Annotated in this window: 11 protein-coding genes; 2 read left to right on the top strand and 9 right to left on the bottom strand. The window is 73.0% G+C overall.

Going from position 1 to position 12,830, the window contains the following annotated elements:
- Positions 1–182: 182 nt before the first annotated feature.
- Positions 183–911, bottom strand: coding sequence for a copper chaperone PCu(A)C domain-containing protein (locus tag FRCN3DRAFT_RS0208105; protein WP_007512328.1), 729 nt, complete (start codon positions 909–911; stop codon positions 183–185).
- Positions 908–1,051 carry a hypothetical protein gene (locus FRCN3DRAFT_RS53915; protein WP_157845189.1) on the bottom strand — a complete coding sequence of 48 codons (144 nt, stop codon included), beginning with the start codon at positions 1,049–1,051 and terminating at the stop codon, positions 908–910. Before FRCN3DRAFT_RS53915 ends, FRCN3DRAFT_RS0208105 begins: the two co-directional genes overlap by 4 nt.
- A 683-nt stretch (positions 1,052–1,734) precedes the next feature.
- On the opposite strand from FRCN3DRAFT_RS53915, the gene FRCN3DRAFT_RS0208100 reads away from it, so the two are divergent.
- Both FRCN3DRAFT_RS0208100 and FRCN3DRAFT_RS0208095 read left to right on the top strand, forming a co-directional pair.
- The gene (locus FRCN3DRAFT_RS0208100) at positions 1,735–2,217 is read left to right on the top strand and encodes a CarD family transcriptional regulator (RefSeq protein ID WP_007512332.1); all 483 of its coding nucleotides are present in this window, start codon (positions 1,735–1,737) and stop codon (positions 2,215–2,217) included.
- A 198-nt stretch (positions 2,218–2,415) separates the two neighbouring features.
- Positions 2,416–3,369 carry an HhH-GPD family protein gene (locus FRCN3DRAFT_RS0208095; RefSeq protein ID WP_007512333.1) on the top strand — a complete coding sequence of 318 codons (954 nt, stop codon included), beginning with the start codon at positions 2,416–2,418 and terminating at the stop codon, positions 3,367–3,369.
- On the opposite strand, the gene FRCN3DRAFT_RS0208090 is transcribed toward FRCN3DRAFT_RS0208095, so the two are convergent.
- From FRCN3DRAFT_RS0208090 to pstB, 7 genes are all read right to left on the bottom strand, one after another.
- A complete protein-coding gene (locus FRCN3DRAFT_RS0208090) occupies positions 3,347–6,376 on the bottom strand; it encodes a DUF5682 family protein (RefSeq protein WP_007512335.1) in 3,030 nt (1,009 codons plus the stop codon). The two genes, FRCN3DRAFT_RS0208095 and FRCN3DRAFT_RS0208090, sit on opposite strands and share 23 nt — an antisense overlap.
- Positions 6,373–7,488, bottom strand: a complete 1,116-nt coding sequence (locus FRCN3DRAFT_RS0208085; RefSeq protein ID WP_007512337.1) for an ATP-binding protein — start codon at positions 7,486–7,488, stop codon at positions 6,373–6,375. Before FRCN3DRAFT_RS0208085 ends, FRCN3DRAFT_RS0208090 begins: the two co-directional genes overlap by 4 nt.
- A gap of 90 nt (positions 7,489–7,578) precedes the next feature.
- Positions 7,579–8,973: a VWA domain-containing protein gene (locus tag FRCN3DRAFT_RS0208080; RefSeq protein ID WP_007512339.1), complete on the bottom strand. Its 1,395-nt coding sequence runs from the start codon at positions 8,971–8,973 to the stop codon at positions 7,579–7,581.
- The gene (locus FRCN3DRAFT_RS0208075; RefSeq protein WP_007512341.1) at positions 8,970–10,436 is read right to left on the bottom strand and encodes a hypothetical protein; all 1,467 of its coding nucleotides are present in this window, start codon (positions 10,434–10,436) and stop codon (positions 8,970–8,972) included. Before FRCN3DRAFT_RS0208075 ends, FRCN3DRAFT_RS0208080 begins: the two co-directional genes overlap by 4 nt.
- On the bottom strand, positions 10,437–10,898 hold the full coding sequence (locus FRCN3DRAFT_RS0208070; protein ID WP_035926886.1) for a hypothetical protein: 462 nt from the start codon (positions 10,896–10,898) through the stop codon (positions 10,437–10,439). It lies immediately after the preceding gene.
- Positions 10,899–11,078: 180 nt separating this feature from the next.
- A complete protein-coding gene (locus FRCN3DRAFT_RS0208065) occupies positions 11,079–11,969 on the bottom strand; it encodes a response regulator transcription factor (protein WP_007512345.1) in 891 nt (296 codons plus the stop codon).
- A 2-nt stretch (positions 11,970–11,971) separates the two neighbouring features.
- Positions 11,972–12,748 (bottom strand): phosphate ABC transporter ATP-binding protein PstB, encoded by a 777-nt coding sequence (gene pstB, locus FRCN3DRAFT_RS0208060; RefSeq protein WP_007512347.1) that lies wholly within the window; start codon positions 12,746–12,748, stop codon positions 11,972–11,974.
- Positions 12,749–12,830: the final 82 nt, after the last annotated feature.

Genomic DNA, 12,830 nt, shown 5'->3' with positions numbered 1-12,830 from the left:
CTGCGGCGACCTCGCTGCGGCCCAACCACGTTCGCTTCGCTCTGTGGCCGGGCCTCCGCGAGGCGCGCCTCCGCGCCCGCACGGTCACCCGCCGCTGTAACGGCAAGATCACCGCTAGAGCGTCCGCGGGCTGATCACGCGCCTTGCAGCCGGAGGTTCTTTCGACTGGGCGCGCCGTCGGCTCAGCCGGCGGTGGAGGTGGCGCTGGTTCCCACGGTCGGGGTGGCGGTGGAGCCGGCCGTCGGGGTGGCGGTGGAGCCCGCGGACGGTGTCGCGGACGTCGCCGCCGGCGGGGTCGCGGTGGGTGTCGCGGACGCGGACGGCGTGGCGGTGGGCGTGCCGGAGGCGCCGGGCAGCGGCTCCTCGACCGGCACGTCCAGGGTGACGGCGCCGGCCTTGGCGAACGTGAAGGTCACCTTCGTCGCGGAGCCCACCGGCAGGTCCTTCTTCAGGCCGGTGAGGCTCGGAGCCGAGCCGTTGGCGATGTAGATCTGGCCGCCCGCCGGGGGCAGCGTCGCCGGGCTGCCGGGTGCGCCCCCGGCCGCGTCCGGTGACGAGACACTGACCAGTTCGTCGGCCTGGCTCCCGCCGTTGAACAGGGCCGAGATGACCTGGGCGTCCTCGCCGGCCCTGACCGGGCCGGCGACGTAGACGTTGCGCAGGTCGATGGTGCCGACGGCGCCGTTGGCGGTGTTCGTCGTCGTGCGCGCCAGGCCCGTCATCGCGTCAGTGCCGCTGGCACAGGCAGCGAGCGCCGGAGCGGACAGCAGCGCGGCGGCGGCCAGCGCCGCCGCCGTGCGGCGCAGCGAGCGGGCCGGGGCGACGCCCGCGGCGCGCGAGATGGGCGGGGCGGACGTGACGGCGGGACGGCGCGAAATGGCTGCGCTGCGCGCCCCCGGACGGCGGCTCACGGCTCGGTGACTCCTGTCGTGCGGGCGCGGCACCCGAACAGGGCGCCCGCGCTGGTCCAGTAGCGCAGCCGGACGACGAGACGGGCACGGCGACGGCCGCGCGGGGGCGCCTTGGGCTGCTCGGCGCTAAGACTAGCCACCTGGTATGCGGACGTGCCTCGCGCGGGCGGCGAGCCCGGGTGCGGTGTGACCGCTGCCTCGCCGGCGATCCGCCAGGCCAGGCCGGCGGCGGTTCAGGTAGTGCTCCGTCGCAGGAGGTCGCCGCCCGGGTCGGGTAGGTCCGCGACCCCGCCATGGATCAGGGCGGTACCGGTGCGTCAGCTCCGGTGCCGACACCGGTCGGAATCTCGCGATTGCCAACTACTCCGCTACGCCATGCCACCGTTTTGTCGGCGCGGAGTACACGGGCCGGTCACCGCGTGCGGCGACGGAATGCGACGCGCCGAAGTCTCGGTCCGGTTTGGGCCGGCGGAACTGAGCCGCCGCGCGTCTCGGCCTTCGGTGCGGGGCCACGCGGCGTGTTCATGAACGGTCCGCCGGGCGCCGTTCGACCGGGACATGACGGCGGTGTGGCCGCGCGAGTGTGGCGAGCGTTTCAGCAGGTCGGGACGCGGGTCGGACAGTTCGGTCAGACCAGCCGGACGGCTTGACCGAAGCGGCGCAAGCCGACGCCGGGCGGTGTTCGTGGTTGGCGGAGCGTGGCCAGAACGCTCCGCTGCGGCGGACCAGAGCGGCCCCGTCGACCGCGCGCGACCCCGCATGCGTCTGACCTGCAGCGATGCGTGCGTGTTACGCTGGTAGAGGCGGAAGGGGCACGTGACACATGGCTTTCCAAGTCGGCGAGACCGTCGTTTACCCGCATCACGGGGCTGCTCTCATCGATGCGATTGAAACGCGCGTCATCAAAGGTGAAGAGAAACTCTATCTCGTGCTCAAGGTGGCTCAGGGCGACCTGACCGTGCGCGTACCGGCCGACAACATCGGCATGGTTGGCGTGCGCGATGTCGTCGGCCAGGACGGCCTGGAGCGCGTCTTCGAGGTGCTGCGCGCGCCGCACACCGAGGAGCCGACCAACTGGTCGCGCCGGTACAAGGCCAACCTCGAGAAGCTGGCCTCGGGCGACGTGAACAAGGTGGCCGAGGTCGTTCGCGACCTGTGGCGACGTGACCGGGAGCGCGGCCTGTCGGCCGGCGAAAAGCGGATGCTCAGCAAGGCTCGGCAGATCCTCGTCAGTGAGCTTGCCCTCGCCGAGGGCACCAACGAGGACAAGGCCGAGGCCATGCTCGACGAGGTCCTTGCCGGTTGACCACGTCTCAGCTAGCTCGCTGACCCTCCGGGTCAGACGAAGCGGGTCGTCTCGCCTGCACGCAGGTGTTGGGACGGCCCGCTTTGCCATGCCCGGAGTCGGGCCCAGCGGGTCGGTCCAGCCGCGCGGATCAGGGCCGGCCAGTCGGACGAGGCAGGGCCGGCCCGGTGGGACGGCCCTGGCCGGGCGGCTGGCACGATGGCGGTGATGAACGGGAAGCAGGGTAAGGCGGGCACGGCGGACACGTGGGCGACCGATGGGCGTCCGTTCGCCGACGTCGTGCTCGAGTGGTACGGGCTGGTGGCGCGGGATCTGCCCTGGCGGCGGCCGGAGGCCGGGCCCTGGGGCGTGCTCGTCAGTGAGGTGATGCTGCAGCAGACGCCCGTGAACCGGGTGCTGCCGGTCTGGGCGGCCTGGCTCGCGCGCTGGCCCGACCCAGCCGCGCTCGCGGCGGAGCCGGCCGGCGAGGCCGTTCGAATGTGGGGGCGTCTTGGCTACCCGCGCCGGGCGCTGCGCCTGCACCAGGCGGCGACCGCCATCGTCGAGCGGCACGGCGGCGCGATCCCGGACGGCCTCGACGATCTGCTCGCCCTCCCAGGTATCGGCACTTACACGGCCCGCGCGGTCGCCGCGTTCGCGTTCCGGCAGCGCCATGCGGTGGTCGACGTGAACGTCCGGCGTCTGTTCGCCCGCGCGGTCGAGGGCGCCGCCGAGGGTCCCGCCACGGTCAGCCGTCGCGACCTCGCCGCCGTCGAGAACCTGCTGCCGGCCGATCCGGAGACCGCCGCCCGGGCCAGCGCCGCGTTCATGGAGCTCGGCGCGCTGGTCTGTGTCGCCCGGGCACCCCGCTGCGACGGCTGCCCGGTCCGGGAACGGTGCGCGTGGCTGCTCGCCGGCAGCCCACCCCACGACGGCCCGGCCCGGCGCCCGCAGGGCTACGCCGGCACCGACCGCCAGGTGCGTGGCCGGCTGCTCGCCGTGCTGCGAGACGCGGACGGCCCCGTCGACGCGGCCCTGCTCGACGCCGTCTGGGACGAGCCGGTCCAGCGGGAGCGCGCCCTGCGCGGCCTCCTCGACGACGGCCTCGCCGTCGCCGTCGGGCCTGGCAGGTACGCGCTGCCCGGCGATGTCACGGCGAGTCTGTCGGTCTGACCCGCGGCGCGATCAGGTCGTGGACCGCGTCGGCGGTCGCCGGGTGATCCGCCAGCAACCGGGCGACCTCGGCAACACCCGGATAGGTACGCCCGGCATCGGCCGGGTCCACCGCGGGCACGGTGGAGGCCGGACGGTCCGACCAGGGCGCGACCCACGCGTCCAGGTCCGCCAGGTTCCCGGGGAAGGTACGGCCCGCCTCGCGCACGAGCGTCGGTACCAGCTCGCCCGCGTGGTCACGCAGTGTCGTGACCAGTGTCGGCAGCCAGGGAAGCAGGACTGGGTCGGGCAGCCGCGCGAACGCCTTGGAGATCATCTCGACCGCGAACGGGGTAAGCGTCGGCACTGGCTCCAGGGCCTGGACGAGACCCGCCAGATAGCGCGGGAACGCCGGGACGGTGAGCGGGCCCGCGAGCAGGTCGTCGCAGCGCGCTCGCAGCTCGGCCATGGGCAACTGACCGAGCCGGGTCTGGGCGGCCCACAGCAGCGCGACCCGGGCCGGCTCCTCTGGATGGGACTGGCGCACGGCCAGCTCCAGCTGCGCGCGATCACAGCCGAGGGACAGCGCGAGGTTCTCCAGGGTCAGCAGGAAGCCGAGCATGGAGGCCACCTGGCGGACACCGACGTCCTCGGCGGTGAAGGCGGTCGGCAGCAGCGTGCAGTAGTGCGCGTACCCGCCCTTGACGAACTGCTCGCACCAGGCCGGCAGGCTCGGCTCGTTGACCCGGTAGTAGTCCAGCAGGCGGCGGATGCGGCGCAGCACCTCGGGCGCGTCGTCGACGGTCCGTTCGGTGGTGAGCAGCTCGACGGCGCGGGCGCCCAGCTCCTCGGCGAGGCGGCGGCTGTCGAGATAGACGATCGCGTCCTCGACGGCGGCGAGCGCGACCGCCGCGGTGGCCGTCGGCGCCCAGGCGGCGCGCCGCAGCCGCTGCTCCACCGCCTGCTCGATGGTGACCGCCTCGTAGCCCAGCTCGATCAGCACTCGCTGGTGCCGGCCGATCGCCACGTCCCAGCTCTCCTGGACGGAACGCTCGCCAAGCCGCCGTACCCCGAGGATGGGACGGATCGCCCCATCTGGCAGCAGGTAACGCAACATCCACAGCAGGTGCGAGCACTCGGCCAGCTCGGGGCTCGCCGCGAGGTCGATCAACACCCGTTGCACGGTGCGCTTGTCCAGATCGAGCCCAAGCGGGGCAAGCCGGTCGTAGACGTCCTGGGCGAGCGGCGGGAGCGCGTCGTAGCCGACCTGGCCGATCCGGTCTCCGCCGAGCAGGATCTCGCACAGCCGCCGCACGTCACGGCGGCCGGGAACGACGTCCTTCTCGATGCAGGTGACCGCCGCGTCCTGGAAGTCGTACGGCGTGGGGCGGGCCCGGTTGCGCAGCCCGGCGAGCAGGATCGAGGTCTCGAACACGGCGATCGCGTCGGCGGTGCTGGCGAGGTAACCGCTTCGGCGGGCCAGCCTGACGATGTCCACGGACCAGCCGAGCAGCTCGGCCTCGTCCAGCCCATCGAGCGCCGGCGGCCGTTCGAGGAAGCCCACCAGGGGCTCGGCAGCGCCGCCCGGCCCGTCCCGGCCTTCGGCGCCGCCGGCCTGGCGGCCGTCGGGACCGGTCCTGCCCGGCCCCGTCCCGCCCGTCCTGGCCACCTTCGCGGGCCGGGCGCGGCGGCCCGTGGCGCGACCGTCGGTGAGCTGGAACGGGGTGACGCCCGAGCGGGTCAGCGCCTTCGCCCAGGTGGCCCGCGCGATCGACACGGATCCGCCGGCGAGGCCGAACTGCGCCTCGATGGCCGAGTGGCTGGACGGGATGAGCCCATACATCCAGCGGGTGGCCGTCACCGGGCCGATCTCGTAGGTCTCGTGGATCTCGTGGATCTCCTGGCCGGGCGGCTCGACAGCCGGCTCCCGGCGGGGCGGCTCCCACCCGGGCGGACCGGCGAGCGTGCCGAACTCGGGGACGCGGCTGACGGCGTGAAACGCGCCGCAGACGTAGAGGCACTCCGACCGGTCGACGCCGGACCGGGCCAGGTGCTCCCGGATCCGGGTCCACATGTGGCGCTCGCGTTCCTCGTCCCGGGCCAGCCGGTGGCCACCGCCCGCGGGCGTCATCCGCCGGAACAGGCTGCCGATGAGCGTCATCGCCTGCCGGTAGGTGTCGTAGTCGGCGACCGCCAGTGGCTGCTCGACGTACTGGTCCCACCATTCCGACCAGTGCCGGACCCGCCCGTGCCGCAGCAGGAACTCCTCCAGCTCGGCGAACCGGGGGCGCAGGTCGCCGATCTCGATGCCGACCGCGTCGCCGTGTAGCGCCGCCTCGTCGCCGCGGTCGGGGTCCGCGGGCTCGGCGGCCCCCCCGCCCCCGTCCGGCGCGTCCCGCGGTGCCGGGCGGGCGCTGGCCGCCGCCTCGGCCGCCGCGCGTTCCTCCCACTGGAAGAGGTGGTCGGTCGACCAGTCGACGAGCACGAGCTCGACGTCCGGCGTCTCGAGCGCGTAGGCGATCGCCTGGTACTCGGCGGAGGCCTCGGTGATCGGCGCGACGATGCTCAGTGGGCCCCAGCCGGCGGGAAACCCGGCCAGCTCGTGGGCGAACGCCTGCGGCGCCACCGGCAGCCGGCAGTTGCGTAGCTCACCGAGCAGAGGCCGCAGATCCTCGCACAGCTCCAGGTAGATGACTTTCGGCCGCTTCTCCCACAACCGGCTGGCCATCGCCAGTGCCGACGCCGGCGAGTGGTGGCAGACGGGGAAGATCTCGAGCGGCTCGCGCAGCGCCCAACCGACGTCATCGACCAGGCCGGCCATGATCTCGGCTAGCGCGGTCGAATCCGCCGCGAACGCCGCCGCCGCGTCGACGAGCCTTTCCCGCAGCACGCCGAAGGGCTCAGCGGAGCTGGTAGAGCCGGTCGAGCTGGCAGAGCCGGCGGAACCGTTCGTGACCTTGGTGTGCCCGTGGGCGCGATCCGCGTCGAGGCCGCTGGCCGGTCCGCCGTGCACGCGCGCCGGGCTCACGACAGGGTCGCGATCGCCTGACGGCCGCCTTCGAGGAAGTCCGGCCACAGCCCGCCGTCCTTCTTGCTGCGCGGCTCGACGACACCGTGCCAGTACTTGTTGAGGATGGCGAGATCCTCGGGGCTGCGGCGGGCGAGCGAGCCGACCAGCGAGCTCGCGAGGGCGCCCGCGCCCAGCACCCGCTCCCCGAAGAACTGGCTGTGCAGGATCGCGTCCTCGAGCACGCCGATCTGCTCGGCGGTGGAGAGGGCCGATTCGAGCTTCTCGTCATCGCTGGTCGCCGAGGCCGCGGCGGCCCGCAGGTCGGCGAAGCTCTGCAGCAGGATGTCGAGCAGCGTCGGCGGGACGTCCAGCTCGATCTGGTGGCGGCGCAGCAGCTCCGTGGTGCGGAACCGGACGATGTCTGCCTCGCTGCGCTTGTTCGTCACCACCGGGATCCGGACGAAGTTGAACCGGCGCTTGAGCGCCGAGGAGAGGTCGTTGACACCCCGGTCACGGCTGTTCGCTGTCGCGATGATCGAGAATCCCGGCTGGGCGAACACGGTGTTGTCGCTGTCGAGCTCGGGAATCGAGACGTACTTCTCCGACAGGATCGAGATCAGCGCGTCCTGGACGTCGCTGGTCGACCGCGTGAGCTCCTCGAACCGGCCGATCATGCCGCGTTCCATGGCGGTCATGATCGGCGAGGGGATCATCGACTTCCTGGACTGCCCCTGCGCGATCACCATCGAGACGTTCCACGAGTACTTGATGTGGTCCTCGGTGGTGCCGGCGGTGCCCTGGACGACCAGCGTCGAGTCACGGCTGATCGCCGCCGCGAGCAGCTCGGCGAGCCAGCTCTTGCCGGTCCCCGGGTCCCCGATCAGCAGCAGGCCACGGTCGGACGCGAGCGTCACGATGGCGCGCTCGACCAGGCTCGCCTCGCCGAACCACTTCTGGTCGACGCCGCGGTCCAGGCGGTCGGAACGCTGGGAGCCGAGGACGAACAGGCGGACCATCCGCGGGCTCAGGCGCCACGAGAAGGGCTTGGGCCCGTCGTCGACGGACTCCAGCCAGTCCAGCTCGTCGGCGTACTTGACCTCGGCGGGGGCACGCAGCATCTCGGCGGTCATACGTGGGTCTCCACGGGTGTCGGCGTACGGATACGGGAAGTCGAGAACGAGGTCGAGAACGAGACGAGAACGACCAGGAGAACGAGCACGTCAGGCGAGGAAGCTCTTCAGCTCGAAGACGAGCTTGCGGACGTGGCCCGAGATCACGGGCGTGCCCAGGTCCTTGAACCGGTCACGGAACCAGGGGTTCACGCTCTGGCGGCCGGAACTGTTCACCGATCCGACCGGGATGAACCGCACACCGGACCGGTGGACCGATTCGATGGCGTCGAACAGCGGCTGGGACCGGTCGAACTCGTAGAAGTCCGAGATCCACACCATGGCCGTGTTCCGCGGATCGACGATCTTGGGGCGGGCCATGGCCATCGCGACCGGGCCGTCGTTGCCGCCACCGAGGCTGGTACGCAGCAGGACCTCGAACGGGTCGTGCACCCAGGGTGTGAGGTCGAGCGCCCGGGTGTCGTACGCGATCAGGTGGACGTCCACCTTGGGCAGGCCCGCGAAGATCGACGCCAGGATGGTGCAGTTCACCATCGAGTCGACCATCGACCCGGACTGATCGACCACGACGATCATCCGCGCCGGCGTCGTCCGCCGGGCCGTCTGCCGGTAGTACAGCCGGTCGACGTAGAGGCGCTGGTCGTCGGGATTCCAGTTGGTCAGGTTCCGCCAGATCGTGCGGTCCAGGTCCAGGTTGCGGTACACCCGCTTCGGCGGCACCGAACGGTCGATCGTCCCGACGCTCGCCTTCTCCACCTGGGTGCGCAGCACCTCGGCGACCTCGTCGACGAACCGGCGGATCAGGGACTTCGCGTTGGCCAGCGCGACACCCGACAGGTTGCTCTTGTCCCGCAGCAACTGCTCGATCAGGGACATGCTCGGCGTGAGCTGGCTGGCGAGGGCGTTGTTCGCCAGCACCTCGCGCAGGTGCATCCGGCGCACCAGGTCGGCCTCGATGTCGCCGAGCACACCACCCAGCCCGGCCGTCGCGTCGCCGTCGCCGGTGCCCGGCCCGCCGAGCGCCTGCCTGAGCCAGCCGGCGTCGCTCTGCCAGCCGGCGAGCCGACCGGCCGTGACGCCGCCCGACCCGGTCGCGAACACGTTGAGAAGCAGTTTCGACATCAACGCCGCGCTGCGCACCTCCGCCTCACCGACGGGAGCGCCGGGCACGTCGGCGGCCTCGTGCCCGGGTGACGCGGGCTCGTCGCCGGTCGTGCCCCGCCGTTCGAGCAGGCCCGGGATCTGATCGGCCAGCGCCGGGAAGCGCTGCACGATGGTGTCGATGGACACGGCCGGGTCGAGCAGCGCAGGCGGCAGGCCGAGATCCTCGACGACGGCGACGCTCGCCGACTCCAACGCGGGCTGCTCGTCCGGCGCGAAGATCCGGGCCAGCAGCCGCCAGTACAGGACCTGGCGACGGTTCTCGAGCGCCGCGACGTCGAGGTCCATGGACTCCTCGCCGATCGGGTTCGGGATCGGGTTCATCGGCGCAGCAACCGTCCGGCCCGCTCGCGCAGCACGGCGACGGCGTCACCGTTCTTGGCCCGCGTCTTCGCGATCTTCGGATCGGGGGCGCCGAGAGCCCAGTCGCCGGCGTGGGCCGTCACCGGCTTCTTCCTGACGACGGCCTGGGCCGCCAGCGGCCGAAGCCACCACCGGTCGTCGTCCCAGCGCAGCAGCCCCAGGCAGGCGGACGAGGCGGCCAGCAGCGCCGGTGTCAGTGGACCGAGGCTCGACGCAGGGTCCACGGCCGGGTCGGCCTCGACGACCAGCGCCGTTCCGGCCAGGTCGAACGTCAGCGTCCGGGTGACCTCGTCCAACGCGGTCTTGTACCCCTCGATCAGAACGGGCTCGGTGATCCGGACCGGATGCCGGTCGAGCGGCGCGGGAGCCGAGGACACCGTCTCCGCCAGCCGTACCCGGGCGGTGACGAACGGGTCCGCGGCGTCACCGAGACGGGCGGCGTCCTCCCGCCAGACCAGATCGCCGCTGTCGAGCGACACCATGTCCGCGACCTCCAGCACCCGGTGCTCGGCGAGCGCGCCCAGCAGCACCGGGTAGTCCGCGAACAGGCGCCACAGCGCCGGCCCGACCAGGGTGTCGACCTTCGCGACGGTCACGCCGGTACGCACGAGCCGGGGCCGACCGCCGGCGCCGCCTTCCGCGGCGGGTTCCAGGATGGCGTGGACCTGTACCCGCGCGGCGGTGTCGTGCTCGGCCACCTCCGCGCCCAGCACCAGGAGCCGCCCGGACACCAGGCCCGTGGGCTCGCCGCCGGCCGGCCCGGCCGGTGGCGACCAGTCGCCACGCCAGGCCAACAGCAGCGCCCGCGCCCACAGATCGGCCCAGCGCCGGACCGGCGGGCCGGCGGCCGTCCCGACCTGGCCGGACGCGCGCAGCTCCGCCGCCAGCCCGTCGAGCAGCACCGCCAGCCGGCGCAGCCGCGGCTCGGCCAGCGCGGCCTGGCGGGCCTGGGCCGACGACGAGACGACGTCCTCGTCGACGCCACGCCAGCCGGTGATGGCCACGTCCCGCAGCCAGGAGCGGCATCCGGCGAGCGCCGGTTCCCAGTCCGGCGGCGGTGGCGGCGCGATGGGTCCTCCCACCGGTTCCCCGGTCAGCCTGTCCCGGCCCAGGGCAGCGTCGAAGCTGGCGAGCAGGGCATCGTGCGCGGCGCCCAGCACCGCGGCCCGCGCGCCGGCGAGCGCGACCAGCGCCTCGTCGGTGACCGAGCCCGCCACGATCTTCTCGGCGGCGTCGCGGGCGGCCGGACCCATCGGCGTCGCCGCCACCGCGCCCGCCAGGGCACCTAGCGCGTCACCGCGGGCCGCGTCGAGCCGCCCGAGGCCCTCCACCAGGACGTCGTCGAAACCGTCGACCAGGGCGAACGCCTCCGCGACCCCGGCGGGCGCGGCGCCGGCGAGCGCGTGGAGCTGCGTGGCGAGCATCTACAGGACCGCCCGCCCGGCCGGGAACCAGTCCAGCTCGGGGACGGGCAGGGCGACGTCCGGCAGCTCCAGGTAGCCGAGGTGGCGCAGGAACCCGCTGAACACGGAGGCCGCCTCCAGCCGGGCGCGCTGGCCCCGCAGGCGTGACACGACGTCGTCCGCGGACATGGCGTCCTCGGCGCCGTCGACGCGCAGGTACCGCGCCACCCGCCCGCCGCCGTACTGGAGCACCGCGGCGTCGACCAGGGCGCGCAGGTGGTTGCACAGCCCGGCACTGGTCAGCCCGCCGCACGGGCGGTTGTTGTTCGTGCCGCAGCTGTACTCGTGCGTCCCCGCGACGATCGACGAGACGTACACCCGCCCGATGTCCGAGCCGCTCGACACGACTCCCCGCAGCCGGCCGTCGGCCAGCTCGACGAAGGGCACCTTCGCCAGCGCCCGCGGCTCGACGGGCGGCACCACCCGCCCCACACCGCGCCGGCGCGTGTCACGCCCCTGCGCACCGCCAGCACCCACCGCACCGCCAGCACCCACCGCGCATCGACCTCCGCCGGCCCGACGACTCGTCCCGTCTGCCGCTACTTGTATCGCGGCGGTCCGACAGTTCTCGGCGGACGATCCCGGGCAGATCCGGGCAGATCGCTAGGGCAGGCGGTAGCGGTAGCCGACGCCGCGGACGCTCTCGATCGACCAGGGGGTGTCGGCGGTGTCGCCGAGGCGGCGGCGCAGGCGGCGGACGTGGACGGCGAGTGTGTTCGAGTCCATCTGCGAGGTGCCCCAGACCAGCTCGAGCAGGCTCTCGCGAGGCACGACCCGGCCGGCGCGCTCGAGCAGGACGCGCAGGAGCCGGAACTCCCGCGGCGGCACCGCGACCGGTACGCCGTCGACCCGCACCTGGTGCGCGCCGATGTCGAGCATCACCGGGCCGACCCTGAGCACCTCCGGATCATGCTCACCGATGACGGTGGGTCCCGGTCGCCCGGCGACCCAGCCGACCACCGGACCGGCCGCGACGGCCGGTCCGCCTGGGCCGACGGCCGCGCCCGGACCGCCGACGGCGGCGACCGGGCTCCCCGCCACGGCCACGGGTTCCGCCACCGGCAGGCCCGCGAGCGCGAGGACCTCGCTGGCCAGGTACGGCTTGGCGACGCACGCGCTCGCGCCCGCCTCCAGTCCCGCCGCGGCCTGCGACCGGTCCTCCGGGCCGAGGCCGAGCAGGATGGTCATCTCGCCGCGGCCACGCATGGCCCGCAGCGCGCGCACCACGCCGATGCCGTCGAGGACCGGCAGCGTGGCGCTGACGAGCACCGTGGACGGCCCGAGCCGGCCGGCCTCCAGCAGGGCGAGCGCCCCGTCGCCGACCACCCGCGCCTCGGCGCCGCGGGCACCGAACGCCGCGACCAGCTCGTCGTCCACGTCGACGTCGGCGATCAGCACCACCGCGGAGCGCGCCGCCAGACCGCCGGCCGCCGCCGCACCGACCTGGACCGAGCCGACCTGAGGTAGACCGGCCTGCACGGCACCCTGGGGCATGCTCAGCCGAACCGCCCGGAGATGTAGTCCTCGGTGCGCTTCTCGCCGGGGTTGGTGAAGATCTTGGTGGTCTTGTCGTACTCGATCAGCTTGCCGGGCTGGCCGGTCGCCTCGAGCGAGAAGAACGCGGTCGCGTCGCTCACCCGGGAAGCCTGCTGCATGTTGTGGGTGACGATCACGATCGTGTAGCTGTTCTTCAGCTTCGCGATGAGGTCCTCGATCGCCAGCGTCGAGATCGGGTCGAGCGCGGAGCAGGGCTCGTCCATGAGCAGCACCTGCGGCTCGACGGCGATCGCGCGGGCGATGCAGAGCCGCTGCTGCTGGCCACCGGACAGGCCGGCACCCGGGCGGCCGAGGCGGTCCTTGACCTCGTCCCACAGGTTGGCGCCGCGCAGCGACTCCTCGGCGCGTTCGTCGAGCAGCGACTTCTTGCGGGTGCCGTTGAGCTTCAGCCCGGCGACGACGTTCTCGTAGATGGACATCGTCGGGAACGGGTTCGGCCGCTGGAAGACCATGCCGACCTGGCGACGCACGTTCACCGGGTCTACCCCGGCCCCATACAGGTCCTCGCCGTCGAGCAGGACCTTGCCCTCGACGCTCGCGCCCGGGATGACCTCGTGCATCCGGTTCAGCGTGCGCAGCACGGTGGACTTGCCGCAGCCGGAGGGGCCGATGAACGCGGTGACGTTCTTCGGCTCGATGGCGAGGTTCACGCCCGCTACGGCCTTGAACTTGCCGTAGAAGACGTTCAGCCCCTGGATGTCGATTCGGGTGGCCATTGCTACCTCTGCTACCTGAGCCGTCGGGGCTCGGTCGACGCGAACGGGGTCCCTCCCAGGTCGGCTTCGCCGGCCTGGGAAC

The sequence above is a fragment of the Pseudofrankia saprophytica genome (assembly GCF_000235425.2).
Classification (GTDB): domain Bacteria; phylum Actinomycetota; class Actinomycetes; order Frankiales; family Frankiaceae; genus Pseudofrankia; species Pseudofrankia saprophytica.
The sequence above is the reverse complement of the archived record's forward strand: the minus strand, read 5'-3'. Positions and strand labels throughout refer to the sequence as shown.

Bases quoted from the DNA above. Each gene is read 5' to 3' on its own strand.
- FRCN3DRAFT_RS0208100 (WP_007512332.1), top strand. From the start codon at position 1,735: ATGGCTTTCCAAGTCGGCGAGACCGTCGTTTACCCGCATCACGGGGCT.
- FRCN3DRAFT_RS0208095 (WP_007512333.1), top strand. From the start codon at position 2,416: ATGGCGGTGATGAACGGGAAGCAGGGTAAGGCGGGCACGGCGGACACG.
- FRCN3DRAFT_RS0208085 (WP_007512337.1), bottom strand. From the start codon at position 7,488: ATGACCGCCGAGATGCTGCGTGCCCCCGCCGAGGTCAAGTACGCCGAC.
- FRCN3DRAFT_RS0208080 (WP_007512339.1), bottom strand. From the start codon at position 8,973: ATGAACCCGATCCCGAACCCGATCGGCGAGGAGTCCATGGACCTCGAC.
- FRCN3DRAFT_RS0208075 (WP_007512341.1), bottom strand. From the start codon at position 10,436: ATGCTCGCCACGCAGCTCCACGCGCTCGCCGGCGCCGCGCCCGCCGGG.
- FRCN3DRAFT_RS0208065 (WP_007512345.1), bottom strand. From the start codon at position 11,969: ATGCCCCAGGGTGCCGTGCAGGCCGGTCTACCTCAGGTCGGCTCGGTC.
- pstB (WP_007512347.1), bottom strand. From the start codon at position 12,748: ATGGCCACCCGAATCGACATCCAGGGGCTGAACGTCTTCTACGGCAAG.